Annotated in this window: 22 protein-coding genes; 10 read left to right on the forward strand and 12 right to left on the reverse strand. The window is 60.4% G+C overall.

Going from position 1 to position 25,677, the window contains the following annotated elements:
• Positions 1-38 precede the first annotated feature (38 nt).
• From ASC74_RS15675 to ASC74_RS15720, 10 genes are all read right to left on the reverse strand, one after another.
• The gene (locus ASC74_RS15675; protein WP_056742255.1) at positions 39-2,060 is read right to left on the reverse strand and encodes a nitric oxide reductase activation protein NorD; all 2,022 of its coding nucleotides are present in this window, start codon (positions 2,058-2,060) and stop codon (positions 39-41) included.
• Positions 2,061-2,876 (reverse strand): CbbQ/NirQ/NorQ/GpvN family protein, encoded by an 816-nt coding sequence (locus ASC74_RS15680; RefSeq protein ID WP_082555829.1) that lies wholly within the window; start codon positions 2,874-2,876, stop codon positions 2,061-2,063.
• Positions 2,876-4,246, reverse strand: a complete 1,371-nt coding sequence (locus tag ASC74_RS15685; RefSeq protein WP_056742327.1) for a cbb3-type cytochrome c oxidase subunit I — start codon at positions 4,244-4,246, stop codon at positions 2,876-2,878. The genes ASC74_RS15680 and ASC74_RS15685 overlap by 1 nt, the downstream gene beginning before the upstream one ends.
• Before the next feature lie 15 nt (positions 4,247-4,261).
• Positions 4,262-5,122 carry a c-type cytochrome gene (locus tag ASC74_RS15690; RefSeq protein ID WP_056742257.1) on the reverse strand — a complete coding sequence of 287 codons (861 nt, stop codon included), beginning with the start codon at positions 5,120-5,122 and terminating at the stop codon, positions 4,262-4,264.
• Between the two features lie 378 nt (positions 5,123-5,500).
• Positions 5,501-6,043, reverse strand: coding sequence for a polyhydroxyalkanoate synthesis repressor PhaR (gene phaR / locus ASC74_RS15695; protein ID WP_156400827.1), 543 nt, complete (start codon positions 6,041-6,043; stop codon positions 5,501-5,503).
• A 203-nt stretch (positions 6,044-6,246) separates the two neighbouring features.
• Positions 6,247-7,515, reverse strand: a complete 1,269-nt coding sequence (locus ASC74_RS15700) for an OprD family porin (protein WP_056742261.1) — start codon at positions 7,513-7,515, stop codon at positions 6,247-6,249.
• A gap of 128 nt (positions 7,516-7,643) precedes the next feature.
• A complete protein-coding gene (locus tag ASC74_RS15705) occupies positions 7,644-9,416 on the reverse strand; it encodes an acyl-CoA dehydrogenase C-terminal domain-containing protein (RefSeq protein ID WP_056742263.1) in 1,773 nt (590 codons plus the stop codon).
• 64 nt (positions 9,417-9,480) lie between these two features.
• Positions 9,481-11,151 carry a cation acetate symporter gene (locus ASC74_RS15710; protein WP_056742265.1) on the reverse strand — a complete coding sequence of 557 codons (1,671 nt, stop codon included), beginning with the start codon at positions 11,149-11,151 and terminating at the stop codon, positions 9,481-9,483.
• Positions 11,151-11,477, reverse strand: a complete 327-nt coding sequence (locus ASC74_RS15715; protein ID WP_048393398.1) for a DUF485 domain-containing protein — start codon at positions 11,475-11,477, stop codon at positions 11,151-11,153. Before ASC74_RS15715 ends, ASC74_RS15710 begins: the two co-directional genes overlap by 1 nt.
• A 121-nt stretch (positions 11,478-11,598) precedes the next feature.
• A complete protein-coding gene (locus tag ASC74_RS15720; RefSeq protein ID WP_056742267.1) occupies positions 11,599-13,221 on the reverse strand; it encodes an acyl-CoA synthetase in 1,623 nt (540 codons plus the stop codon).
• A gap of 231 nt (positions 13,222-13,452) precedes the next feature.
• Between ASC74_RS15720 and ASC74_RS15725 the strand changes: the two genes are divergently transcribed.
• The 5 genes from ASC74_RS15725 (at position 13,453) to ASC74_RS15745 (ending at position 19,455) form a co-directional block, all read left to right on the forward strand.
• Positions 13,453-15,729: a PAS domain-containing sensor histidine kinase gene (locus ASC74_RS15725; protein WP_056742269.1), complete on the forward strand. Its 2,277-nt coding sequence runs from the start codon at positions 13,453-13,455 to the stop codon at positions 15,727-15,729.
• A gap of 4 nt (positions 15,730-15,733) precedes the next feature.
• Positions 15,734-16,369, forward strand: a complete 636-nt coding sequence (locus ASC74_RS15730; protein ID WP_046049845.1) for a response regulator transcription factor — start codon at positions 15,734-15,736, stop codon at positions 16,367-16,369.
• 78 nt (positions 16,370-16,447) lie between these two features.
• Positions 16,448-17,548: an AI-2E family transporter gene (locus ASC74_RS15735; protein ID WP_056742270.1), complete on the forward strand. Its 1,101-nt coding sequence runs from the start codon at positions 16,448-16,450 to the stop codon at positions 17,546-17,548.
• 157 nt (positions 17,549-17,705) lie between these two features.
• A complete protein-coding gene (locus ASC74_RS15740; protein ID WP_056742272.1) occupies positions 17,706-18,170 on the forward strand; it encodes a MaoC family dehydratase in 465 nt (154 codons plus the stop codon).
• Between the two features lie 100 nt (positions 18,171-18,270).
• A complete protein-coding gene (locus ASC74_RS15745) occupies positions 18,271-19,455 on the forward strand; it encodes a patatin-like phospholipase family protein (RefSeq protein ID WP_056742274.1) in 1,185 nt (394 codons plus the stop codon).
• 229 nt (positions 19,456-19,684) lie between these two features.
• Here ASC74_RS15745 and ASC74_RS15750 read toward each other — a convergent pair whose 3' ends face one another.
• Both ASC74_RS15750 and ASC74_RS15755 read right to left on the reverse strand, forming a co-directional pair.
• The gene (locus tag ASC74_RS15750) at positions 19,685-20,011 is read right to left on the reverse strand and encodes a nuclear transport factor 2 family protein (protein ID WP_056742276.1); all 327 of its coding nucleotides are present in this window, start codon (positions 20,009-20,011) and stop codon (positions 19,685-19,687) included.
• Positions 20,012-20,080: 69 nt separating this feature from the next.
• Entirely contained in the window at positions 20,081-20,728 is a 648-nt protein-coding gene (locus ASC74_RS15755; RefSeq protein ID WP_056742329.1) for an MliC family protein, read from the reverse strand.
• Between the two features lie 274 nt (positions 20,729-21,002).
• Here ASC74_RS15755 and ASC74_RS31870 point away from each other — a divergent pair, with 274 nt between their 5' ends.
• From ASC74_RS31870 to ASC74_RS15775, 5 genes are all read left to right on the forward strand, one after another.
• Entirely contained in the window at positions 21,003-21,170 is a 168-nt protein-coding gene (locus tag ASC74_RS31870) for a hypothetical protein (protein ID WP_177338862.1), read from the forward strand.
• Positions 21,163-22,068: an L-threonate dehydrogenase gene (gene ltnD / locus ASC74_RS15760; protein WP_046049850.1), complete on the forward strand. Its 906-nt coding sequence runs from the start codon at positions 21,163-21,165 to the stop codon at positions 22,066-22,068. Before ASC74_RS31870 ends, ltnD begins: the two co-directional genes overlap by 8 nt.
• A gap of 27 nt (positions 22,069-22,095) precedes the next feature.
• Positions 22,096-23,388, forward strand: a complete 1,293-nt coding sequence (otnK, locus tag ASC74_RS15765) for a 3-oxo-tetronate kinase (RefSeq protein ID WP_056742278.1) — start codon at positions 22,096-22,098, stop codon at positions 23,386-23,388.
• Positions 23,385-24,023, forward strand: a complete 639-nt coding sequence (gene otnC, locus ASC74_RS15770; protein WP_056742280.1) for a 3-oxo-tetronate 4-phosphate decarboxylase — start codon at positions 23,385-23,387, stop codon at positions 24,021-24,023. The genes otnK and otnC overlap by 4 nt, the downstream gene beginning before the upstream one ends.
• Before the next feature lie 189 nt (positions 24,024-24,212).
• On the forward strand, positions 24,213-25,673 hold the full coding sequence (locus ASC74_RS15775; protein ID WP_056742282.1) for a GntT/GntP/DsdX family permease: 1,461 nt from the start codon (positions 24,213-24,215) through the stop codon (positions 25,671-25,673).
• Positions 25,674-25,677: the final 4 nt, after the last annotated feature.

Raw genomic sequence — 25,677 nt, forward strand, 5'->3', positions numbered from 1 at the left:
TTTGTGCCGCGAAAAACCGTGGCGGGGCGGGCTCTGGCTCACGCTGATACCAGTCGTCTGATCCAGTCCAGCAGCACACTGGGCAACAGTTCGGGTCTGTGCAACAAGGCGTATTGCCGCGAACCGAATACCGCTGGCAAGTAATTCGCCGCCTGGCGGTCGATGGTCAAACAGAAGGGATAGATGCCTTGGAGTTTGGCTTCGATCACCGCCTGACGCGTGTCTTCCACACCATAGCGGCCTTCGTACTGATCAACATCGTTCGGCTTACCGTCGGAGAGCAGTAACAAGAGACGGTGCGTGGCGGCTTCGCGCATCAGCAATGTGCTGGCGTGGCGCAGGGCGGCGCCGGCCCGGGTATAGCGTTCCGGTTCGAGGGCGGCAATGCGCCGACCGACTTCATCGCTGTAGCGCTCATCGAATCCTTTCAGGGTGCGGATCGTGACCCGCTGCGGCCCTTCGCCGGAAAACGCCAGCACGCCATAAGGCTCGCCCAGGCTCTCCAGCGCTAGACAGACCAGCAGCAACGCCTCGCGTTCGACATCAATGACCCGGCGATGGCTGGACAGCCAACTGTCGGTGGAGCCGCTGACGTCGATCAGCAACATGATCGCCATGTCGCGCCGGCCACGGCGCTGGGTCTGATACAGCGCCTGCGGCATGCTCAGGCCAGCGCGGGCCTCGGCGCAACCGTCGATATACGCCTCCAGATCGATATCGTCGCCCTCCCATTGTTTGCGCAGCCTGACGCGTTGGGCTCGCAGACTTTCGAATTGCCGGCGGATGGCATCGAGCACCGGACGGTGAGTGTCGAGGGTTCGCTCGACCCACTGCTGCGGGCCTTCCAAGGCTGGACACAGTTGCAGGGTCGCCCCCGGATCACGGTAGACCTGGCGGCGGTAATCCCACTCGGGGTAGCTGATTGCGTTGTTGGCGAGATCCTGTGCACCGCGCTGAGCGCGGGTCTGTGGTGGGTCGTCGGACAGCAGCACTTCTTTCGGGCGACCTGCCGCGATCACCAGTCGGGCTTCGTTGAGTTCGGACAATGACTCGGCGAAATCAGCCGCCGGGGTGTCGGTATCCCGGTCGGCAGGGCGCTGCATTCCCATGGGGTCTTCGGCTTTTTCCAGCGGTTCAGCGGGCTGCACCATCCACAAGCCTTGTTCCTGATCGTCGTCCTCGTCGGCACAGGCTTCGCGCACAGTGGGCTGACGTGCGAGGCGGGCGCTGCGGGGCAGGGTGTCGGTTGTGTCGATTTCGCCGGGCAGGGGCGACACCTTCTGACCCGCCGACGGCTCGCGTAGGTCGCCGGTCCAGGCATCGAGCAGCAACAGATGAGCGCCCAGTCTGTGCGGTTCGTCGATGGACAGGAAACGTTGCGCAAGGGTTTCTGACTGTTGTACCGAGTCGGCCGTTTTTACGGGTATCTCCAGCCCCTCAAGAGGCTTGCCGCATTCGCTAAGCAGCAGTAAACGAAGAAAATTTTCCAGGGGTTGTCGCGGATTGGGAAAGGCGTGAATCGGCGGGCGAGTCGCCAGGGCATGTTGGCGCAAGCCATGGATCGATGGCGCCAACCCCGGCAACAGTCGCACTAAATCCGTATCGGCGGCCCAGGCTTCCAGAAGTAGATAGACGCTGCGCTGCATCGGGTTGTCGAGGGCTGACAGGGCGCAGGCACTGCCTCGTCGGGCACGCATCGCCTGTTGCAAGGCCAGGGTTTTATAGCGTTGCAGCGTGAGCGGACCCTCGTGGCTGCCCAAGTCTTCCGGCAGCCATATCGTCACGCCATCGGTCGCCGGGACGGCGCTTTGCCGACACGGCTTTTCATGACGCAGCAATAGCTTTTTCAGGAACGTGGGGGGCGAGGGTGGTTGCGCGACGCGCAGCGAATAGTGGGTGTTGAACACCGCCTTGATCAGTAAATCGAGGTGTTGTGCGACATCCCCGAGGGTGATGATTTTTGCAGTGTCCGAGGGTGCCCGGTGACGACGCCATAACGCCTGCGCATACACCGTAGCGTGGCGTGCGACGTCGGTGATGAGATCCTCGGCTTCGGCCATTTAGATAAATGTCAGGTCGACGAGGTCGCGCATGGCCGCGACCAGCACCGCGTCATCGGACAGCGGCGAGATCAACGCGACCCGGCACGCGACGGGCGCAGCAATGCCGTGGGTGATCAGCCGTGCCGTGGCAATCAGCAGACGGGTGCTGGGGACTTCAGCCAGGCCCCGATCCTGCAAGGCGCGTAGCCGCTGGGCGAGAGTGACCAGGGAGTGCGCGGTGGCGTAGTCGGTTCCACCCTCATGGATGACGATGGCGATTTCGCGCTCGGCCGGCGGGAAGTCAAAATCCAGCGCCACAAAGCGCTGTCGGGTACTCGGTTTCAAATCCTTGAGTATTCGTTGGTAGCCGGGGTTGTAGGAGACCACCAGTTGAAAGTGGGGCGAGGCTTCGAGGGTCTCGCCGATTTTGTCCAGCGGCAGGATGCGTCGGTGGTCGGTCAGCGGGTGCAGGACGACAATCGTGTCTTGCCGCGCTTCGACCACCTCGTCCAGGTAACAGATAGCGCCTTCGCGCACGGCTCGGGTCAGCGGGCCTTCCGTCCAATGGGTGCCCTGATGTCCGATCAGGAAACGTCCGACCAGGTCGCTGGCACTGAGGTCGTCATGGCAGGAAATGGTGATCAACGGGCGTTTGAGTCGCCACGCCATGTGTTCGACAAAACGGGTCTTGCCACAACCGGTGGGTCCTTTGAGCATCACGGCCAGTTGCTGCGCATGGCATTGCTCGAAAATCGCCACCTCGTCGCCGCTGGGCTGGTAATAGGGTTCAGCTTGCAGCGCTGCGGGTTCGGCGTGCATCAGCGAACGTTCCATCACAACGCCGCGCCTGAGGCTCGAGGTGTGGCCAGGACCGGATCGGCTTCATCGACATTGAAGTCCGGTGCATGGCGGAAAAATTCGAAGATGAATAGCCCCGCACCCAGGCTAAACATCGACGCCGTCGCCACCAGCATCAGGAAGTGCACCTGAATCTTCAGCTGCACGTCCAGGTAGCCCAGGCCGAGAATGCGCTCCAGGTACACCTGACCAATGCCCGCGGTGGCGAATGACAGGGTCATGCCGAACATTCCCCCCAACTGCAGCCAGAACGCCCAGTAACCGATACTGCTTTCCTCCACCGGACGACGGGTCATGCCGGGCAGCGCATAGGTGATCATCGCCAGGACAATCATGGCGTAGGCGCCATAGAAGGCCGCGTGGCCATGCATGGCGGTAATCAGGGTGCCGTGGGTCCACTTGTTGACGTCGGGGAAGGTGTGAGCCAACCCCAGCAGACCGGCGCCGAACATGGTGAACACCGCGCTGCCCAAGGTCCAGTGCAAGGCCAGTTTGTTGGGGTGAGACAGACCGGAGCGGCGCATCGCGTTGTAGGCATAGATCGCCATGCCGATCAGCGCCATCGGCTCAAGCGCACTGAAAAAACCGCCCAGTGGCAGCCAGTAATGGGGAACGCCGATCCAGTAATAATGATGAGCGGTGCCCAGAATGCCGGCAATGAACACCAGGCCGACGATCACGTACAGCCACTTCTCCATCACCTCGCGGTCAGCGCCGGACAGCCGGATCAGCAGATAGGCAAGGAAGCCACCCTGGATCATCTCCCAAACACCTTCGACCCACAGGTGGATGGTCCACCAGCGGTAATAGATCGACACCACGTAATTTTCATAGTGCAGCAACGCTGGCAGAAAGAGCACGGCGGCGCTGGCCAGGCCCAGTAGCAGGACGCCCTCGGTGGCGGTGAAACGCCCGGCCTTTTTGATCGTCATGCCGATGTTGTAGAGGAACATCAGCATGCAAATCACGATCACGATCTTGTGGGGCAGCGGCTGTTCGAGCAGCTTGTTCCCGGTGCCATAACCGAACAGGTAGCCAAGAACAGCGGTGACACCCATGGCCGTCCACAACCCGAGCTGGATGTAGGCCAGTTTGGTGCTGTGCAACTCGCCACGGGATTCGTCCGGCACCATCCAGTAGGTCGCGCCCATGAACCCGGTGAGCACCCAGACGATCAACAGGTTGGTGTGAATGGACTTGGTGACATCGAATGGCAAGAGGTTCAGCAGCGGATCCGGCCCGAGGTATTTGGCCGCCGAGAGCAGGCCGAAGACCAGTTGCAGGCCGAACAGCACCATGGCAACGGCGAAATACCAGTAGGCGACGGATTGAGATCTGTAGCGCATGGTCATCCCCTTCGGTTACTGGAACGACGCCAGATAGGCGACCAGTTGATCGATCTGTTCGGGCGTCAGCGATTTTGCGAAGGTGTCCGGCATGAAGGACATGCCGTTGGCGGAAAACATCTCGCCCGGATGCAGGTAGGCACTCGGCGTGACGATGGATTCGCGGATGAAACTTTCGGCGTCCTTGGCCTTGCCTTTGTAGTCTGGCGAGGCGATGACCTGCTTGGCGCGGTTGGCCAACCCGGCCAGTGATGGTCCGGCGAGGTTGACGCCCGGCGCAATCGAGTGGCAAGCGCTGCACACCGGGCTGGCGGTTGTTCGAAACAGCGCCTCGCCCAGGGCGATCGGGTCTTCCTTGCCGGACACCGGGCGGGCGGCGGGCGGTGGTTGGTCGCCGCCGGTGGCATTCTGCTGTGCCACGGTGAGGTCCATGCCAGGGATCGATGCACCGGTCACCAGAATCGGGCGCGGTGGCCAGCCTTGATTGTCGACCTTGCTCACCCAGTCGAGGAAGGTGATCAAATCGGCGATTTCCTCGTCGCCGAGTTTCAGGTTCGGCATCAGACGACGATGGCGTTTCTCGTCATAGAACTTTGAGGGGTCTTTGAGGAACGCAGTGAGATAAGGGGCGCCACGCTGCTGGGTGATTTTCGTCAGGTCCGGGGCGTAATAAGCCCCCTCGCCGAACAAGGTGTGGCAATTGATGCAATTGTATTGATGCCAGACATCCTTGCCGCGAGTCACCTGCGGCGTGATTTGCTGGGCATTGGTCAGTGTGGGGAACTGCCGGTGACTATCAACCGTCATGCCCAGAAACACCACAGTGGCAATAGCCGTCGATATCAGCGCGAATGAGCGTGTCTGGCGTTTGTTCATTGCGAACTCCCTATACGCCGATACCGGTCCAATAGGTGATGCCGATCACTCCGGCATAGACGACCGCGCTGGCCATCAGCACGAGCACTGCATAGCTGACGAGCTTCAAGACGTTGTGCACGACTGCCTCCCTACATGAAAGTGCGGGTGGAAAGTGCCTGGTTATTCGCGTTGCACATTAAGTAATGTTGCACACGAAAGAGCGTTAGCCCGTTGCGCTGACGATTGCTTGAAGTCTGCATTCGAACAACTGCGAACAGGCGCTAAAGATTGACGACTTCACCAAGCCTTGGGTTCAAGTGCCGTGGTTCAGTGGGGGAGGCAGGATGACTGTGAGCCTAGTAGACGTCGCGCGACTGTCAATGACTCGGGTGTACTTCATTCACCGTCTTTTTTCTTTCCACCATCAGCGTTTGGTTTGCCGCCGAACATGCCAAACAGATTCTGGGTGTTCAGGTACAGCGCCTTCGACTGGTCGACATACTGGCGCATCAGGTCCTGCATCACCGGGGCTTGTTGATGCATGAAGTCGCTCCAGGCCTCGGACGACTGGGCGCCGGTCTGGGACTGGATGTCGATCACGGTCTGAATGCTCTTGTCCAGATAGCTACCGAGTACGCCCTGATAAGGGCCGTAGAACTGGATAATCCCCATCAGCATTTCGGTAGTGAAGATGGGCTCACCGCCGCTTTCAGCTTCCAGAATCACTTGCAGCAGGATGCTGCGGGTCAGATCCTCGCCGCTCTTGGCATCGACCACCTGAAAGGCAACTTTGTCGACCACCAACTGGCGTATGTCCGCCAGCGTCAAATGACTGCTGGTGTGGGTGTCATACAGTCGGCGATTGGGGTACTTCTTGATCAGGCGGGGGGTGGTATCAGTCATGCGGGGCGTCTCGCGGCGGGCCTGGTTTGCAGGCATCTTAACCTACAATCACCATTGGTGTTTTTGAGGCCGCCTTCGCGAGCAAGCCCGCTCCCACATTTAACCGCATTCTCATGGGAGACTCGGTCAAGTGTGGGAGCGGGCTTGCTCGCGAAGAGGCCCGCCATCACCACACAAATCCAGCAGCAAAAAGGAGACTGCGCCGTCAAGCGAGTCCCCCTTGTGTTGCCAGAACTGACTTACCAGATCGGCAGGGTGTAGCTGACGATCAGGCGGTTTTCATCCAGGTCGCTGCCGAAGTTGGTCGAGCGAACCGTCGCGTTACGCCATTTCACCCCGACATTCTTCAACGGCCCGCTCTGCACGACATAGCCGATGTCGGTATCACGTTCCCATTCCTTGCCTTCAGGACGATTGCCGCCCAGATCGATATTGTCGCCGGTGAGGTAGCGGGTCATGAAGGTCAGCCCGGGAACGCCAATGGCTGCAAAGTTGTAGTCGTAACGCGCCTGCCAGGACTTTTCGTCCTTGCTGGCGAAGTCGCCGATCTGCACGAAGTTCACCAGGAACGCATCGGTGCCGTTGACGTAGGCGTAGCCAGTGTCGCCGCTCATGCCTTGATAACCCAGGCCCAACGCATGCCCGCCGAGGTTGTAGGTGAACATCGCGCCAATCGCATTGTTATCGACATTACTGCCGCCATCATCCGTGGAACGGGCGAAGCGCAGATCCGTCTTCAGCGACTGGCCCGTCGTCACCGGCAACACGTAAGTCAGGTTGACCAGGTGCTGGCTGTAGAAGTTGTCGAGGTGACCATAGCTGTAGCCGGTGGCGAGGTTGCTGGTCCATTTGTAGTTCAGGCTGGCGAAATCGAAGCTGTCGCTGTCGAGATGACGTGTGGTGATGCCCTTGGCGCCGGTTCGGGTGATGCCCATGTCCTCGTAGTCCGAGGAATCGCGCTGATTGACCTGCGTCAGTCGCCCGGCATCCACGGTCAGGCCTTCGATTTCCAGCGAGGTCAACTGACCGCCCTTGAAGGTTTGTGGCAACAGCCGTGAATCGTTGGCCAAAACCGTCGGCAGTTTCGGCAGCAGCGTGCCGAGTTTCAGCGTACTTTTTGAGGCACGCACTTTGGCCGTCAGTCCCAGTTCGCCGTACTCGTCCTGAGCACCTTTGCTCGTGTCGCGGTGACGTTTTAGCAGGCCGGAGCCTGCGCGATCAGGGCTGGAATCGAGCTTGACGCCGACCAGGCCAATGGCATCGAAGCCGACACCGATCAAACCGTCGGTGAATCCCGATTCATAGCGCAGCAGGAAACCCTGCGCCCATTCCTCTTGTTTGGATTGGGCGGCATTGTCCTGGCGATAGTCACGGTTGAAATAGAAGTTGCGCAGCTCAAGGCTGGCCTTGCTGTCTTTGACAAAGTCAGCGGCGGCGGGGGCCGAGAGGCTGATGACGCCGCCGGCCAGCAACAGTCGGGTAGCGAGATTGCGGGTGTTGCGGTCCATGGTGAAGCCCCTTTGTTTTTATTATGGAAAGACAGGTCCCGCGGCCCTCGCCAGGTGGGCGAGGGCTTATCAATAAAAAAACGCGAACGCCAAAAGATAGGAGCGTGGCGCCGCGTGCGGTTCAATCGTTAGAACTGTTCGGCGCTCAGGCCAAACAAGGAGGCACTGCCCGCGCGGATGGATTGCTCCAGACTCAAAATGCGCGGCAGCAGGCGATGGATATAGAAGTCGGCGGTGGCGATTTTCGCGCCATAAAACCCTTGGTCTTCGTGCAGCTTTTGCTTGGCGACCTGCGCCATGCGCGCCCAAAGCCAGGCGTAGGCGACGTAACCGAACAGGTGCAAATACTCCACCGACGCGGCACCGACTTCGTTGCGGTTGGTCGCGGCCTGATCCTGCAGCCAGTCGCTCAGGTCTTCCAGACGCTGCACGGCATCGAACAGATGAGCGGAGTAGGGCGCGTCAGGCTGATGGGCGAAATGACGGATCTCGCCGGTGAACTGGCGCAGCGCGAAGCCCTTATCGGCGAGCACTTTGCGCCCGAGCAGGTCCAGGGCCTGAATGCCGTTGGTGCCTTCGTAGATCTGCGCGATGCGTACGTCACGGACCAATTGTTCCTGGCCCCATTCGCGGATGTAGCCGTGGCCGCCGAACACTTGCTGGCCGTTGATGCAGCTTTCGAGGCCGGTGTCGGTGAAGAACGCCTTGGCCACCGGCGTCAGCAGCGCAACCAGGGTTTGCGCGCTGTCGCGTTCTTTGGCGTCATCGGAAAACTTCGCCAGGTCCAGTTGCTGCCCGACATAGCTGGCAAACGCGCGGCCGCCCTCGGTCATGGCTTTCATGCTCAGCAGCATGCGGCGCACATCAGGGTGAACGATGATCGGGTCGGCCACTTTGTCCGGGGCAATGGCACCGGTCGGCGCGCGGCTCTGCACACGTTCGCGTGCATAGGCGACAGCGCTCTGATAGGACGCTTCGGCGCAACCAATGCCCTGAATGCCGATGGACAGGCGTTCGTAGTTCATCATGGTGAACATTGCCGCCAAACCTTTGTTGGCTTCGCCGACCAGCCAACCGCTGGCGCCGTCGAAGTTCATCACGCAGGTGGCCGAGGCCTTGATGCCCATCTTGTGTTCGATCGAACCGCAACTCACGGCGTTGGCATCGCCGAGGGAGCCGTCGGCATTGACCAGTACTTTGGGCACTACGAACAGTGAGATGCCTTTCGGTCCCGCCGGTGCGTCCGGCAGTTTGGCCAGCACCAGATGGACAATGTTTTCGGTCAGGTCCTGATCGCCCCCGGTGATGAAGATCTTGCTGCCGGTGATGCTGAAACTGCCATCGGCCTGAGGTTCGGCGCGGGTGCGGATAATCCCCAGATCGGTGCCGGCGTGCGCTTCGGTCAGGCACATGGAACCGGCCCAGCGGCCTTCGTACATCGGCGGCAGGTAGAGGTTTTTCAGGGTGTCGCTGGCGTGGGCATCCAGCGCCAGACAGGCACCGGAACTCAACGCCGAATACAGGGCGAAGCTGGAATTGGCGCCGTAGAGCATTTCTTCGAACTGCACGGCGAGCATCTTCGGCATGCCCATGCCGCCGAAATCAGCGTTACCGGAAAGGCCCACCCAGCCGCCTTCGATGTAGGTGGCATAAGCCTGTTTGAAACCGATCGGCGTGCTGACCTGGCCATCGACCCACTGGGCGCCTTCCTCGTCGCCGCTGCGATTCAATGGCGCAATCAGGTGCGAGGTGACTTTGGCCGCCTCCTCAAGAATGGCGTCAGCGGTGGCGGCGTCGACACTGTCGGCCAGGGCCGGCAGGCGTGCCCACAGGGCCGGGGCGTCGAACACTTCATGCAAGACAAAGCGCATGTCGCGCAGCGGGGCGTTGAATTCGGGCATAACGTGAACCTCAAAAGGTTGTGCGATGGGCACGGCGCCGCTTGAGCAGGCCGTGCCTTTTCTATCAATGGCTGGAAGCGCTGGCGGCACCGAGGCCGGTCTGGGCGCGAACGAACTGGTCGGCGTAAGCGTCACGCTCCTTGTCGGCCCGCACGCTGCGGTCGAGTGTCGACACCACGACGATCACGAAGAACGCCAGCGGCATGGAGAACAGCGCCGGGTGGTCGTACGGGAAGATCGCGTGAGCATGGCCGAGCACGGTGACCCAGACGGCTGGCGAGAGGATCACCAGCACCAGCGCACAGATCAGGCCGGCGAAACCACCGATAATCGCGCCTTTGGTGGTCAAGCCTTTCCAGTACATGGCCATGATCAGCACCGGGAAGTTGGTCGATGCGGCGATGCCGAAGGTCAGGCCCACCAGGAACGCGACGTTCATCTTCTCGAACAGAATGCCCAGCAGAATCGCGATGATGCCCAGGCCGACAGTGGCCATGCGGGTCACGCGCATTTCCTGTTTCTGGGTGGCTTTGCCTTTCTTGAACACCGTGGCGTAGAGGTCATGGGATATCGCCGAGGCACCGGCCAGGGCCAGCCCGGAGACCACCGCCAGAATGGTCGCGAAGGCCACGGCCGAGAGGAAACCGAAGAACAGGTTGCCACCGACCGCTTTGGCCAAGTGCATGGCGACCATGTTGCCGCCGCCAATCAAGGCGCCGCCGACTTCACCATTGACGTAGTACTGCGGGTCGGTGCCGATGATCACCATCGCGGCAAAGCCCAGGGTGCAGACAACAAGGAAGAAGAAACCGATGAAGCCCGTGGCGTAGAACACCGACTTGCGCGCTTCCTTGGCGTTAGGCACGGTGAAGAAGCGCATCAGAATGTGCGGCAGACCGGCAATCCCGAACACCAGGCCCAGCGACATTGAAGCGGTGTTGATCGGGTCGGCGAGCATTGAGCCGGGGCCCATGATGTTCCAGCCGCTGGCGTGGGCTTCGACAGCTTTGGTGGCCAGGGTTTCGTAGCTGAAACCGAATTGCGACATGGCCATGAACGCCAGGGTCGTGCCGCCGGCAAGCAACAACACAGCCTTGATGATCTGCACCCAGGTGGTGGCGATCATGCCGCCAAAAATCACATACACCAGCATCAGCGCGCCGACGATCACCACCGCAACCGGATAGTCGAGGCCGAACAGCAACTTGATCAGCTGACCGGCACCAACCATCTGCACGATCAGGTAGCAGCACACCACCGTCAACGAGCCAAACGCGGCGAAGATCCGCACTTTGTTCTGGTCCAGTCGATAGGACACGATGTCGGCAAAAGTGTAGCGCCCCAGGTTTCGCAGCCGCTCGGCCATCAGGAAGGTGATGATCGGCCAGCCGACGAAGAAACCGATGGTATAGATGAAGCCGTCGTAGCCCTTGGCGAACACCAGGCTGGACAGCCCCAGCAGCGTGGCGGCGGACATGTAGTCGCCGGCAATCGCCAAGCCGTTCTGGAACCCGGTGATGCCACCGCCCGCGGTATAGAAGTCAGACGTGGATTTGGTTTGCCGTGCCGCCCACCAGGTGATGGCCAGCGTGCCCAGCACGAAGACGAAGAACATGCCGATCGCATGCAGGTTGAGCGGTTGTTTTTCCACCACACCCAGCGCGGGTGCAGCCAGCACAACGGAGGCCGGCAATAGCCCGGCAGCGGCGAGGAGCAGTTTACGGAGCAGAGTCATCACTTGCTCTCCTCGAGAATGGCGGCGCCCAGTGCATCGAAACGTGTGTTGGCGCTGTAGACGTACCAACCGGTCAGTAGCCAGGAAAAAATGATGATCGCCGCGCCAACCGGCATGCCCAGGGTCAACATCCGATGCTCGGCGATCGGCGCATGCAGCCACTGCGGGGCAAACGCCACCACCAGCATGAACGCATAATAAGTACCCAGCACCGCAGCGCTGAGTGACCAGGCCAGGCGCGAACGGCTGCTCACCAATTGAAGGAATTTCGGGTTGGACCGAATGCGTTCACAGCGTTGGGTATCGGTTGAATGGATGTCGATCATGGGTGGCTCCACATTGTTTTTGTTATCAGTGTGTGGGTCAGGGCAGGGCCAAATTCAGCCTGCACGAGCCCGAAGCGGCAGGTAAAACACCTGCCGCCTGGTGGGTACAACGTCGATTCGGTTAGAGCGCTTTGGCCCTGTCGCGCAGAACGTACTTCTGGATCTTGCCGGTTGAAGTCTTCGGCAGCAGGGTGAAAATCACCGTGCGCGGGACTTTGAATCCGGCCAGGTGTTCGCGGCAGAAGCTGATGATGTCGGCCTCGCGGACGTCCTGGTGATCCGCCTTCAACGTGATAAAGGCGCAGGGCGTTTCGCCCCACTTCTCATCGGGACGGGCGACGACGGCCGCTTCCATGACGGCTGGATGGCGATAGAGCACACCTTCCAGTTCAATGGTGGAAATGTTCTCGCCGCCGGAAATGATGATGTCCTTGAGTCGGTCCTTGATCTCGACGTAACCGTTCGGATGACACACCGCCAGGTCGCCGGTGTGGAACCAGCCGCCTTCGAACGCTTCGGCCGTGGCGGTCGGGTTCTTCAGGTAGCCCTTCATCACGGTGTTGCCGCGCATGAAGATCTCACCGATGGTCTGACCGTCTCGTGGGGTCGGCTCCAGCGTCTTCGAGTCGCCGACCATCACGCCTTCGAGCGTCGGGTAGCGCACGCCTTGACGGGATTTGATTTGCGCCCGTTCGTCCAGCGGCAACTCATCCCATTCGGCATGCCAGGCGCAGAGCGTCACCGGGCCATAGGTTTCGGTCAGGCCATACACGTGGGTGACCTTGATGCCCATTTCTTCCACGGCACCGATTACTTTGGCCGGTGGCGCGGCACCGGCGACCATCGCGTTGACCGGGTGATCGATCGCCGCTTTCGCCGATGCCGGCATGTTGACCAAGGCATTGAGCACGATCGGCGCAGCGCACAGATGGGTGACCTGATGCTCGCGGATCAGCGTAAGGATTTTCTGTGGATCGACACGGCGCAGGAACACATGCACACCGGCCATGGCGGTGATGATCCACGGGTAGCACCAACCGTTGCAATGGAACATCGGCAGGGTCCAGAGGTACACCGGATGGTTGCCCATGGCCCAGGTCATCTGGTTGCCCAACGAGTTCAGATAAGCACCGCGATGGTGGTAAACCACGCCTTTGGGGTTGCCGGTGGTGCCTGAGGTGTAATTCAGCGAGATGGCTTGCCATTCGTTCTCCGGCCACTGCCAGGCGAAGGCCGGATCGCCTTCGGCCAACAGCGCTTCATAGTCCAGATCGCTGACCGCCTGACCTTCGCCGTATTCCGGGTCATTGACGTCGATCACCAGTGGCGGGTGATCGAGCATGCCGATCGCCGCGTGAATCACATCATGGAATTCGCGGTCGGTAATCAGCACCTTGGCTTCGCCATGCTGCAGCATGAAGGCGATGGCTTCGGCATCCAGACGCACGTTGAGCGGGTTGAGCACCGCGCCAATCATTGGCACGCCGAAATGCACTTCAAGCATCTCGGGAATGTTGGGCAGCATCACCGCCACCGTGTCGTTCTTGCCGATGCCGCGACCGGCCAGCGCCGAAGCCAGGCGGCGGCAGCGGGTGTAGGTCTGCGCCCAGGTGCGGCGAATAGAACCATGGATGACGGCGGGGTAGTTGGGGTAAACGCTGGCGGTGCGCTCGATGAAGCTGAGCGGAGACAAGGCAATATGATTGACAGCCGCAGGGCCTAGCCCTTGTTCATAGATCGACATGTACGGGTACTCGGTGGCTGATTGTTAGCTCTATAGGTGACCCTTGCAGCGTCGCCGCTGAGGGCACCTTTTATGTCCGGCTTGCTTTATATAACATTCAGCTACTGATATGGAAGTACAACCTACGTCATATAGTATATGTACTATATTTGATTCTTTCTGTTCTAAATCAATACAGTCACACCGCCAAGGCCGGTATATCCTTGGCTTCCCCAACGAAGCGGACCTGTGATGACCCTGACTCCCGTTCGATTGCACAGCTGGTTGCGCCTGCAGCGCGAGGGTGTGTCTCTGGCCGCCCGGGCCGATGCATTGTGCCGTGCGCTGCAGGAGTGTCCCGAGGTGCGCCGGGCGGTTTATCTGAGTTGGCAAGCCAATGCGCGGATTTACAGCCACGAGGGCGCCGCCCAGCATTTTCCACCGGGCCTGGGCGACCCATCGCTGGCCAGCGATCAGTTGCTGTTTGATCGGCTGGTCGAGGCGGGGCGCCTCGATCTGCCGCAAGTGCGGCAACTCGATTGCTGGTTGTCCGGTCGATTGCGTCGGGCCGCCATCAGTCATGGCCAGGTGTTTGATCTGGCCTTGCAACCGGGGCAGCCGGGGTTGTTGCTGGTGGAAGTGTGCGAGGGCGTGAGTCTTGATTGGCTGGGTTGGGTGCAGGATTTGCTGACGACCTTGCTGAGCAGCGTCAACGGCATGCTGCGTGGCTCACCGCTGTTGGGCCACGATCCGCAACCGAGTCTATTGCTCGATGCCCAGGGCCGACCGCTGGAATTCAATGCGGCGCTGCTGGCGTTGCTGGCCGAAAAACCGTTGACCGAGGTGCTGGGCTTTTTGCCGGTGAATCACCGGGTGCTGGTCCGTGCCTGCCTCGACCAGCAACGCGCCATCGAAGGGGTCGAAGCCCAGTTCGAAGCGCAGATCCTGATCTGGACGTTTATCCCCGATCCCCAGGACAACCGTGTACTCGCCCGTTGCCGCGATGCCACGGCACAAGTGTTGGCCGAGCGCGAAGCAGCCACGGCGCGGCGGCTGTACAGGTTGATCATCGAGAACACCACCGACCTGATTTCCCGACACACACCGGACGGACGCTTTCTGGATGCCTCACCCGCGTCCTGGACATTGCTCGGTTATTGGCCGGAAGAGTTGCGCGGGCAAATGGCCCAGGGTTTGTTCCATGGTCAGGACCTGGCCAGTCTGGTGCAGCGCGCACGGGATGCCCTGGAGCAGGACGGTTATCACACGATGACCTATCGCATTCGTCATCGAGACGGGCATTACTTGTGGTTTGAAACCGCGAGCCGGGCGATTCGTGAAACCTACACCGGAACGGTGGTCGAAGTGGTCAGCGTGTCCCGGGATATCACCGCCCGGGTGCAAGCCGAAGAGAACAAGCGGCGTCTGGCTGAGGTGGTCGAGGCCAACACCGATCCGGTGTTGTTCATCGACCCCGAGGGGCAAGTCACTTATCTCAATCCAGCGGCGCGGCGCATTCTCGGGATCGACGAGCAACAACCGATGCCGGCGTTGGCAGAATTGTTCACCAGCGCCGACCTGACACGTCTACAGCGTGATGGCTGGAGCAGCGCCGAACGCGATGGCGTCTGGAGCACCGATGCGCGATTGCAGCCACCGGGTGGCGGCACTTCAGTGCCGGTATCGCTGGTGTTGCTGGCGCACCGCTCGGCCGGTGGCGAGCGTTATTACTCCTTGGTGGCGCGGGACATGACCGAGCGTGAACTGCGTGAAGTGCAGCAGCGCCGCCATCAGGACGAACTGGCGCACACCGCGCGGTTGGTCACCCTGGGTGAATTGGCCTCGGGCATCGCTCACGAAATCAACCAGCCGTTGGCGGCGGTGGTCAATTATGCCAATGCCAGCCAGCGCTACTTACAGACCCTGGATTCCAATCCCCAGGCCGCCGCCCGAGTGGCGCAAGGGCTGGAACGCATTACCCATCACGCCACGCATGCCTCAGAAGTGATCAGACGTTTGCGCGCGTTTCTGCGCAAGGGACAACGCCGGATGCAGGCCCTGAATTTCACCGACGTCGCCCGCGAGGCCGTGCGTTTGTGTGCCTGGGAAGCGAGCAATTGCCAAGTGACAATCGAGGATCGCCTGCCGGATAATCTGCCGCCGATTTATGCCGACCGGGTGCTGCTGGAGCAGGTGCTGCTCAATCTGTTGCGCAATGCCATCGACGCCAACCGCGAACAACATCCGGGGCAACCGTCACTGATCGTGATGGCTGCGGAGCAGGGCGGTGGTGCAACCGTGGAAATCAGTGTGCAAGACCAGGGACCGGGCGTCAGCGAGCCCGAACTGGAGCAGATATTTACCCCGTTCTATACCAGCAAGGCCGATGGCCTGGGACTTGGCTTGTCCATGAGCCGCAGCATCATCGAAGGTTTCGGTGGCGAATTGCAGGCCCTGCGCCAACCGATCGGACTGCTGATGTGCTGCCGCTTGCCGCTGGCCGGCCCAACAAAACAACAACAGGAATAACGTAATGGCAGGTGTGACGGAGCACGTGGTGTATGTGGTCGACGACGATCAAGGCATGCTCGACTCAACGGTCTGGTTATTGGAGTCGGTAGGGCTCAAGGCTTTGCCGTTTACCAGTGGCGTGGAATTTCTCAATGCCTGTGATGCCACGCTCGATGCCTGCGTGCTGCTCGATGTTCGCATGCCCGGCATGGGCGGTTTGAACGTGCAGGAGGAAATGCGCACACGTGAGCTGAACCTGCCGATCATCTTCGTCAGCGGGCACGCGGACGTGCCGATCGTGGTTCGCGCCTTCAAGGCGGGCGCCCATGACTTCATCGAGAAGCCCTATAACGAGCAATTGCTGCTGGACAGCGTGCAGCAGGCGCTCAGCAACTGCGCGGCAAACCGCTCAGGCAATCAGGGCCATGAAGCCTTGCAGGCACGTTTGCTGACACTGACCCCACGGGAGCGCGATGTCTTGCTGCCGCTGGTCCAGGGTTACACCACCCGTGAAATCGCTGAACAACTGGGCGTGAGCGCAAAAACCGTCGACTTGTATCGTTCGCGGGTGATGAAACGCATGCAGGCCAATACCTTGCCGGACCTGGTGGGCATGGCCATCGCCGCTGAACTGGTCGATCCGCTGAAGCTGCGGTGATTTCTCACGTTTTCTAATGAACGTCTATGCTGGGCTAACCGATCTCATCCCTCTGCAGCAATCTGCAAGGAGGCAGCAATGGTGCCCACATCCAGTTCCGAAAAGGCGTTCACACGCAGTCTGCTCGATGTTTTGATCCGTGCCGGACTGATTGCCGTACTGGTGCTGTTCTGCTTTGAGATCTTCAGCCCGTTCCGCGACCTCATGCTGTGGTCGCTGATCCTGGCAATCACCCTTTACCCGCTGCAAGAGCGGCTCAAGGGGCCGCTGGGTCAGAAAGACGGCTACATTGCGACGCTGATTGTGCTGATCGCTATCGTTGTGCTGATGGTGCCGATCTATCTGTTGGTCACCTCGATTGCCGATTCGGTCGCGCATGCCATGACCACCGTCAAGGATGGTAGCTTCCATATTCCGCCACCCGCCGACTCAGTCGCTGCCTGGCCGTTAGTGGGCAAGTCGGTCTCTGCTTTATGGCTGCAGGCCTCAACCGATCTTCCCGACCTGGCAGCGAAGTACCTGCCGCAGATAAAACATTTCAGCGTGAGTTTCCTGGGCAAACTGGCCGGCGTCGGCATGGGTTTCCTCACCTTTATCTTTGCATTGATCATCGCCGGCATTTTCATGGCCTATGGCGAGAGCGGCAGCCGCAGCGCGGTACAGATCGCTTCACGCATCAGCGACCCGGGCAAGGGGCCGAAAATCGCCGAACTCTGTACCGCAACGATCCGTGCGGTCGCGCTGGGGGTGGTCGGCATCGCTTTCATCCAGATGCTGCTGGTGGGCATCGGATTCGTGATCAAGGGCGTCCCCGGTGCCGGGCTGCTTGCCTTGGCGGTGCTGCTGCTCGGCATCATGCAATTACCGGCGACGCTGATTACGCTGCCTGTGATTGCCTTTGTGTTCGCCACCGAGGGGGCCAGCACGGGGACCATCATCTTCGCCATCTATGTGTTCGTTGCCGGCCTGGTGGATAACGTACTCAAGCCCTTGCTGTTGGGGCGCGGTGTCGATGTGCCGATGCCGGTGGTGTTGATCGGTGCCCTGGGTGGCATGGTCACCAGTGGCATCCTCGGGTTGTTCATCGGCCCGGTGGTGCTTGCGGTCGGCTATCAGTTGTTCTGGCAATGGGTGGAGGATCAGCCGCAAGACAGACCGAACGTCCCGCCAACGTTATGACTGCCCGGGCTTGCGCTAGCATGAAAGATGTTCAGGCCACTCGCCCTGACGAGCAGGGCTGTCGCCATGACTGCACAGAATCCTCACTGCTTCGTCGACACGACTAAAACGTGGACGTGAGTGGCGGCCTGCCTGTACGCCTAGAGAGGGTTGAATCATGACCATCCATTCCTGGGAAAAACTCTACCTCGATGACCTGAGCCTGGGTCAGCAGTTCGAAAGCGACAGCCTGCGTGTCCATCGAGCGTCGATGCTGGCCTTTGCTCAGGAGTTCGACCCGCAACCGTTTCACCTCGATCCTGAGCTCGCCGAGCTGAGCCTGTTTCGTGGCCTGGCAGCCAGTGGCTGGAATACCGCCGCCCTGACCATGAAACTGCTGGTGGAAAGCGTGCCGTTGGCAGACGGGATCATCGGCCTGGGCATCGAGTTGAGCTGGCCGACGCCGACCTACCCGGACGACCTGTTGCGTCTGCAATGCACCGTGCAGGCCATCGACCCATCCAGCTCCAAACCGGATCGGGGTGTGGTGACCCTGTTTATGGAAACACTCAATCAGGATGACAAGGTCGTGCAGCGAGCCACCGGTAAACTGCTGGTCTTCAGAAGACCGGCGCCTGATTGAGAACGTAGTCATGGGTGTGTGGAGCGTGCGTGATCGGCAAGGCGTCTTGCCGTTGCATTGAGCGCGTTCTTTGTCGATTGCAGGGGCCGGAGGCGGCGTTGTGAAAACATTCCTGCTCAGACCTAGCGCCTCAACGCTGAACATGTTGCGTCAAGCATGCCTGCAACGCCGAGATGCGGTGCCGCCAACGTTAACTGAAAAAGCGCTCATCCCTGACATTCCAGATGCCCGTTACTGGCTGGACCAGGATCTGACGCCGTTCATTCGGGATGTGAGTCAGGCCAACCTTCGAGAGGCGGAGGCGCTCGCCAGCGCAGGGATGCCCAATGACACCCTGCCGCTGGCAAGCATGTTGGCCGTTTCGGGGGGCGGCGATGCAGGCACATTCGCGGGGGGCATCATTGCGGGATGGACCCTGCATGGATCTCGACCGGTGTTCAAAGTCGTCACCGGCATTAGCGCTGGCGCCCTGGTCGCCCCGTTTGCCTACCTGGGGCCCCAGTACGACGGTGTCATTCTGGGTATCTGCAATGCAGTCGGTCCAAAAGACATTTTCCATGCGCGCAATGTGCTGACCCGCCTTGCCAGTGACGGTATCGCGCACAGCAAGCCTCTGTCGCGGCTGATTGCACAGCACATCACTGCCGAGGTTCTTGCGGCGATCGCGTCGGAATACGCCAAAGGGCGTCTGCTGATGATCGGCACCACCGACCTTGATTCTGGACGCCCGGTCACCTGGAACATGGGCGCTATTGCCTCCAGCCAGGCACCGGGCGCGCTCGACCTGTTTCGCAACATCATGATCGCGTCGATGAGTATTCCCGGCGCCGTCTCACCCGTCATGATCGACGTGGAGGTTGACGGTCAACAGTTTCAGGAAATGCACGTGGACGGAGGCGTCCTGACTCAGGTGTTCCTTTACCCACCCGGCACCGTGATGGCGCTGAACCGAGTGACCGGGGCGCGCTTGCGTGATGAACGGCATTTCTATGTCATTCGCAACGGCAAACTGGAGTTGCAGTGGTCCGGAACCAAGCGCCGCACCTTGAGCATCGGCGGTCGCGCCATCAGCGCATTGATCCAGACTCAGGGGATCAGCGATCTGGATCGCATTTACCGAATTGCACAGCAGGATGGGGCGGACTTCAATCTGGCGTACATCGGCTCCGATTTTGATACTTCTCGCGCTCATAAATTCGATGGCGAGTACATGAAGCGCTTGTTCGATTACGCCTTTCAACTCAGCGCGAAAGGCTATCCGTGGCATAAATCGCCGAATACGTGAGAGAGGTCGGCGCTCTGCCTAATGCCAGTCAGTTAAGCAATTTCAGTTGCAGCGCATACTTTGTAGCAGCTGGCGAAGCCTGCGTTCGGCTGCGAAGCAGTCGTGAAATCAGGCAGTGCGGTTCTTCAGGACTACCTCGCGGGCAGGTTTCACGACTGCTTCGCAGCCGAACGCAGCCTCGCAGGCTCGGCAGCTGCTACAGATCGCGTTACGGCTTAACTGACTGGCATCAGGAAATATCCAGAGACGCGATCTTGCCTTCGGCGAGTTCGAAGGTGTAGGTGAGCTCGACAGGGCTGCCAGGAAAGTTTCCGCTTAGCCGGGCGAGCAGGGTAACGGTTTGCCCTTCCTGTGAGCTGCTCAAGGGTTCGACGCTGTATTGGTACTTGGCCTGGGAAGCTTGCTTCCAGGTTTTGATGGCCTCCAGTCCTTTGTACGTCCGGCTTTCGTCGCGAACCACGGCATCTGTGGCGAAGCAGCGGTCCAGCATCTCGGCGTCGTGACTCTTCTCCGCTGCAAGGTAGCTGGCGATGGGTTCAGGCAATTCGATGTTCATATTGCGTTACCTCTAGGGTGTGAGATTGCTCCACCGACATACTCGCTCTTGTGCACTTGCGCCAAAAAATCAGCTGACCGGCTCGGCCGTACAACTCATCGCCCCTGAACCTGGCTTCTGGAAAATCACCCCCGCGCCGTCTTGCCAGAAGCGGTAGTTCCCCTGGGAATCCTTGCCAGTGTATTGGGTTCCCGAATCACTCGGCACCTGGCTCAGGGTGATCGAGGCGTTCGCCCATTTCAGGTACACGACACCTGGCTGCGTGTTGAAGAAGGTGGCGGCAATCAGTGCGTTAAACCCGGTACAACGAAAAGCCAAGGGGCCTTCGGTGAGCCTGTTTGGGTCCTTGGTTCTCACAATGGCCGAGCCTTGGCGTAGCTGGTGCGCGCGCTCGGCATAACTTCGGATCGTGCACGCCTTGGGCTCACGGTCCGAGGCACACTGATTACGGGAGTCGATCCAGAACTGCTGGTCGATCAAGACTTTGTCTGGCCGCGGTACTGAACGTTCATCTGTGAGCGCCAGGCGATAAAGACGCGTCAATTCGATATCCATCTGCGCCAGTTGCGGATCGCGACAGATAAGCTTTTCGACGGATGCCCTTGCCGTGGCGCAGTCGAAGCTGGTCTTGAACGACGCAGCATTCGCGCAGGTGCTCGTCGCCGCGCAAACGCTGGCAGCGAGCAGACAGGTGAAAAGGGTCGTGACCGTTTTCATGTTGGCTTCACCCAGATGATTACGTGATCCCCGGATTGCCATGGAACCTATCGATCTATTGAACATTCATTCGTTCGCATTGGGTGTATCGCAGTGTAAGTCAGTGCTCAAAACTTGCCACTCCCGGCGTTGGCCGGGTTGTAGGAGGGTGCGGCGGAAGCCATGTTAAAAAATGTTAGATTGAAAAAATACTTCACATAATCTGATCATTGGTAGATGATCTTCATCAGCCGGTATGACAACCTGATAACACGACAAAAACAGGATGGCCTTGATGTTCGATGAGATCCCGACTCATGTGCTGAATGACAGCGCCCCTCAGCGGGTTTATCCGCTCGGCGCTGATCCTGTCTACCGCAGCCCTCTCTACAACGCGGCCAATGTCTGCGCCTCGCAGGTGCGCAAGCAGTCGCTGCTTTCCACTGGAGTACCCCATGAATAACAAGAATGTCGGTGTTGTCGGTCTGGGCGCGATGGGCCTGGGTATTGCTCGCTCGTTGTTGCGCAGCGGTTTCAATGTGCATGCCTGTGATGTGCGGGCTGCGGTGACTGAACAGTTTGCCGGGGAGGGCGGTGTGGCTTGCTCTTCGCCATCGCACATGGCCGCTGAGTGCGACGTGATAGTGACCGTGGTGGTTAACGCCGAGCAGACCGAAACCGTACTGTTTGGTGAGGGTGGTGCCGTGGCCGCACTGCGGCCGGGCAGTCTGGTGATCGGCTGCGCCACCGTAGCCCCGACTTACGCGGTGGATCTGGGCCAGCGCCTGGCTGCGCTGGGCCTGCTGTATCTGGATGCACCGATTTCCGGTGGCGCCGCCAAGGCTGCCGCTGGCGAGATGACCATGATGACGTCGGGTCCGGCCGACGCCTATAGCAAGGCTGAGTCAATCCTGGCGGGCATGGCCGGCAAGGTGTATCGCCTGGGTGACGTCCATGGCCTGGGGTCGAAGGTCAAAATCATCAACCAGCTGCTCGCCGGGGTGCATATTGCCGCCTCTGCCGAAGCCATGGCGCTGGGCCTGCGTGAAGGGGTCGATGCCGATGCGCTGTATGAGGTGATCACCCATAGCGCCGGTAATTCCTGGATGTTCGAAAACCGCGTACCGCACATTCTCAAGGCTGACTACACACCGTTGTCCGCGGTGGATATTTTCGTCAAGGACCTGGGCCTGGTGCTGGATACCGCCCGGGCCAGCAAATTCCCGCTGCCGCTGTCGGCCACCGCTCACCAAATGTTCATGCAGGCATCCAGTGCCGGCTTCGGTCGTGAGGATGACTCGGCGGTGATCAAGATTTTCCCGGGCATCGAATTGCCGACTGCCAAGCCCCAGTCCGTTTGAAGCCCGAGCCCGTTTGAGGAACACCCCATGACTACCTCCACCGCACGCCCGCTGCTGGGCTGCATCGCCGATGATTTCACCGGTGCCACGGACCTTGCCAACATGCTGGTACGCGGCGGAATGCGTACCGTGCAAAGCATCGGAATCCCGAGCGCAGACGTTGCTGCCGGGCTTGACGCCGACGCGATCGTCATTGCCCTGAAGTCGCGCACCATTCCTGTCGCCGACGCGGTCGAACAGTCTCTCGCAGCGCTGGCCTGGCTGCGCGAACAAGGCTGCGAGCAGATCTTCTTCAAATACTGCTCGACGTTCGACTCCACCGCGGCTGGCAATATCGGTCAGGTCAGTGAAGCGCTGCTGGCGGCGCTCGGTAGCGACTTCACCCTGGCCTGTCCGGCGTTCCCGGAGAATGGCCGGACGATCTTTCGCGGCCACTTGTTTGTGCAGGATCAACTACTCAGCGAGTCGGGCATGCAGCATCACCCGCTGACGCCGATGACCGATGCCAACCTGGTTCGGGTCCTGCAATCGCAGACCGGTCTGAATGTCGGTCTGTTGCGCTACGACACCATTGCCCGCGGCACTGAGCAGGTGCGTGCGCGAATCGCAGAGCTGAGGGCTCAAGGTGTCGGCATGGCCATCGCTGATGCCTTGTCGGACAGCGATCTGTACACCCTCGGTACTGCCTGTGCCGATCTGCCCTTGTTGACGGGTGGTTCGGGGCTGGCCCTGGGTTTGCCGGAAAATTTCCGTCGCGCCGGCAAGCTGCGCGACCTCGATGCCTCGAAGCTCCCGGCGGTATTCGGCGGGGAAGTGGTGTTGGCCGGCAGTGCGTCGATCGCCACCAATGGGCAAGTGGCGGCCTGGCTCGAAGCCGGGCGGCCGGCCTTGCGCATTGATCCGTTGGCCTTGGCGGCGGGTGAACCGGTGGTGGCGCAAGCCTTGACCTTCGCCCGTGATAACGAACAAACCGTATTGATCTACGCCACCAGCTCACCGGATGAGGTCAAGTCGGTGCAACAGCAACTGGGTGTCGAGCAGGCTGGCAGTCTGGTGGAAAACGCCTTTGGCGAAATTGCCCAAGGTCTGCGCCAGAGCGGCGTGCGCCGCTTCGTGATCGCCGGCGGAGAAACCTCGGGCGCTGTGGTTCAGGCGTTGGGCGTACAGCTGCTGCAGATTGGCGCGCAGATCGATCCGGGTGTGCCGGCGACCGTCAGCAGTACTGACGAACCTTTGGCGTTGGCACTCAAATCGGGCAACTTCGGTGGCCGCGACTTCTTCAGCAAAGCCTTGAACCAACTCGCGGGAGGTGCGCAATGAGCAACGAAAGCGCCCTGCGTGAGGAAATTTGCGAGGTTGGCCGTAGCCTTTACCAGCGCGGTTACACCGTCGGCAGCGCCGGCAATATCAGCGCGCGTCTGGACGATGGCTGGTTGATCACGCCGACCGATGTCTGCCTCGGGCGCCTCGATCCCGCGACTATCGCCAAGGTCAACCTTGCCGGCGAATGGGTGTCCGGTGACAAGCCTTCAAAGACCCTGGCGCTGCATCGTCAGGTCTACGACCGCAACCCGAGTGTCGGCGGCGTGGTGCATACCCATTCCACTCATCTGGTGGCGTTGACGCTGGCCGGTGTCTGGCAGGCGGACGACATCCTGCCGCCGCTGACGCCCTATCAGGTCATGAAGGTCGGGCATATCCCGTTGATTGGCTACCAGCGACCCGGTTCGCCGAAGGTTGCCGAGCAAGTCGCGCAACTGGCCAATAGTGTTCGTGGCGTGATGCTCGAACGGCTTGGCCCGGTGGTCTGGGAGAGTTCGGTCTCCAGGGCCAGTTACGCCCTGGAGGAGCTTGAGGAAACTGCGCGGCTCTGGCTGATGAGCGATCCCAAACCGGAACCTCTCGACCAGTCGGCTCTGGACGAGTTGCGAGAGACCTTCGGCGCGACCTGGTAAAGCGCTGGCTTAACACCACAAATCGATACAGCAGGCCCTGTACATGAGACGCGCAGCGACTCTCGATGGACCCGGCTTGCCTGAAAAAACAATAACAACAGGAAATCCAAGCATGACTCACCTTCACGGCGGCATTTTCAGATTCAGTGGCAGAACCGTTTTGTTTACCCGGCGTGGAGGGGTTCTGAAATGAGCCCTTTAGTCCTGATGATTACCGCAGGGATGGGCATCGCGCTGTTGTTGTTCCTGGTGCTCAAGTACAAGTTCCAGCCCTTCGTAGCGTTGATGCTGGTGAGCATTCTGGTGGCGCTGGTGGCCGGGGTGAAACCGGCCGATCTGGTGGCGACCATCGAAGGCGGCATGGGCAAGACCCTGGGTCATATCGCGATCATCATTGCCCTGGGCGCGATGATCGGGCGGATCATCGAACTCTCCGGTGGTGCCGAGGCGCTGGCCAAGACCCTGATCACTCGTTTCGGCAACCGGCGTACACCGCTGGCGCTGACGATTGCCGGGTTCATGGTCGGGGTGCCGGTGTTCTTCGAGGTCGGCGTGATCATCCTGATGCCGCTGGCCTATGGTATTGCGCGCAGTGCGCGTAAGCCGCTGTTGGTGTTTGCGCTGCCGATGTGCGCTGCGTTGCTGACCGTACATGCCTTCCTGCCGCCACACCCAGGCGCCGTGGCCGCTGCCAGTCAGTTGGGCGCGGACCTGGGTCGCGTGCTGATGTTCGGCCTGCCGCTGACTGCGTTCCTTTGCTATGTCGGCTACCGCGTGGCCGGGCGCATGACCCGTCGGGTGTACCCGATGACCGACGATATTCGTGCCGAGGTCTATGGCCCGCATGTCACCAACGAGGATCTGGCCGCCTGGTCCAATGGCAACGGCAAGAGCACTGAGCGAGCGGCTGTGGCCGTGTCGCACATGGGCCTGGAAGAGTCCACCAGCAGCATCGTTTCCAAGTTGCCGCCGGCACCCCCACCGGGGTTTGGTCTGATCGTCAGCCTGATCGTGCTGCCCATCATTCTGATTCTGCTGGGAACATTGTCCACCTCGTTGCTGCCTGCTGAATCGACCCTGCGCGGCATCATGACCGTGCTCGGCGCGCCGCTGGTGGCGCTGCTGCTCGACACCTTGCTGTGTGCCTGGTTGCTGGGTTCGCGTCGGGGCTGGAGCCGGACTCAGGTGTCCGACGTGATCGGTTCGGCCTTGCCCGGTGTGGCCATGGTGATCCTGATTGCCGGTGCCGGCGGGGTGTTTGGCAAAGTGTTGGTGGATACCGGAATCGGCGCCGTGGTCTCCGACATGCTGCGCACCACCGGTCTGCCGGTGCTGGCGCTGGGCTTTCTGCTGACCCTGCTGTTGCGCGCGGTGCAGGGCTCGACGACGGTGGCGCTGGTGACCACTGCCGGCATCATCAGCCCGCTGATTGCGACCCTCAATCTCACCCCGAACCACATGGCGCTGCTGTGCCTGGCCATGGGCGGTGGCGGGTTGGCCATGTCCCATATCAATGACGCCGGTTACTGGATCTTCACCAAGCTGTCCGGACTGAGCGTGGCCGACGGCTTGCGCACCTGGACGGTGTTGACCACCTTGCTCGGCACTTTGGGTTTCTGTATTACCCTGCTGATCTGGCCGTTTGTCTAACTCT

This window comes from Pseudomonas sp. Root329, assembly GCF_001424925.1.
Classification (GTDB): Bacteria; Pseudomonadota; Gammaproteobacteria; order Pseudomonadales; family Pseudomonadaceae; genus Aquipseudomonas; species Aquipseudomonas arabinosi.

Excerpts from the sequence above, each read along its gene's own strand:
- ASC74_RS15690 (WP_056742257.1), bottom strand. The coding sequence starts at position 5,122 with ATGAACAAACGCCAGACACGCTCATTCGCGCTGATATCGACGGCTATT.
- ASC74_RS15740 (WP_056742272.1), top strand. The coding sequence starts at position 17,706 with ATGACCATCCATTCCTGGGAAAAACTCTACCTCGATGACCTGAGCCTG.
- ASC74_RS15685 (WP_056742327.1), bottom strand. The coding sequence starts at position 4,246 with ATGCGCTACAGATCTCAATCCGTCGCCTACTGGTATTTCGCCGTTGCC.
- ASC74_RS15755 (WP_056742329.1), bottom strand. The coding sequence starts at position 20,728 with ATGAAAACGGTCACGACCCTTTTCACCTGTCTGCTCGCTGCCAGCGTT.
- ltnD (WP_046049850.1), top strand. The coding sequence starts at position 21,163 with ATGAATAACAAGAATGTCGGTGTTGTCGGTCTGGGCGCGATGGGCCTG.
- ASC74_RS15720 (WP_056742267.1), bottom strand. The coding sequence starts at position 13,221 with ATGTCGATCTATGAACAAGGGCTAGGCCCTGCGGCTGTCAATCATATT.
- ASC74_RS31870 (WP_177338862.1), top strand. The coding sequence starts at position 21,003 with ATGTTCGATGAGATCCCGACTCATGTGCTGAATGACAGCGCCCCTCAG.
- phaR (WP_156400827.1), bottom strand. The coding sequence starts at position 6,043 with ATGCCTGCAAACCAGGCCCGCCGCGAGACGCCCCGCATGACTGATACC.
- ASC74_RS15730 (WP_046049845.1), top strand. The coding sequence starts at position 15,734 with ATGGCAGGTGTGACGGAGCACGTGGTGTATGTGGTCGACGACGATCAA.
- ASC74_RS15710 (WP_056742265.1), bottom strand. The coding sequence starts at position 11,151 with ATGACTCTGCTCCGTAAACTGCTCCTCGCCGCTGCCGGGCTATTGCCG.
- ASC74_RS15680 (WP_082555829.1), bottom strand. The coding sequence starts at position 2,876 with ATGGAACGTTCGCTGATGCACGCCGAACCCGCAGCGCTGCAAGCTGAA.
- ASC74_RS15735 (WP_056742270.1), top strand. The coding sequence starts at position 16,448 with ATGGTGCCCACATCCAGTTCCGAAAAGGCGTTCACACGCAGTCTGCTC.
- ASC74_RS15700 (WP_056742261.1), bottom strand. The coding sequence starts at position 7,515 with ATGGACCGCAACACCCGCAATCTCGCTACCCGACTGTTGCTGGCCGGC.
- ASC74_RS15775 (WP_056742282.1), top strand. The coding sequence starts at position 24,213 with ATGAGCCCTTTAGTCCTGATGATTACCGCAGGGATGGGCATCGCGCTG.
- ASC74_RS15725 (WP_056742269.1), top strand. The coding sequence starts at position 13,453 with ATGACCCTGACTCCCGTTCGATTGCACAGCTGGTTGCGCCTGCAGCGC.
- otnK (WP_056742278.1), top strand. The coding sequence starts at position 22,096 with ATGACTACCTCCACCGCACGCCCGCTGCTGGGCTGCATCGCCGATGAT.
- ASC74_RS15705 (WP_056742263.1), bottom strand. The coding sequence starts at position 9,416 with ATGCCCGAATTCAACGCCCCGCTGCGCGACATGCGCTTTGTCTTGCAT.
- ASC74_RS15715 (WP_048393398.1), bottom strand. The coding sequence starts at position 11,477 with ATGATCGACATCCATTCAACCGATACCCAACGCTGTGAACGCATTCGG.
- ASC74_RS15675 (WP_056742255.1), bottom strand. The coding sequence starts at position 2,060 with ATGGCCGAAGCCGAGGATCTCATCACCGACGTCGCACGCCACGCTACG.
- ASC74_RS15750 (WP_056742276.1), bottom strand. The coding sequence starts at position 20,011 with ATGAACATCGAATTGCCTGAACCCATCGCCAGCTACCTTGCAGCGGAG.
- otnC (WP_056742280.1), top strand. The coding sequence starts at position 23,385 with ATGAGCAACGAAAGCGCCCTGCGTGAGGAAATTTGCGAGGTTGGCCGT.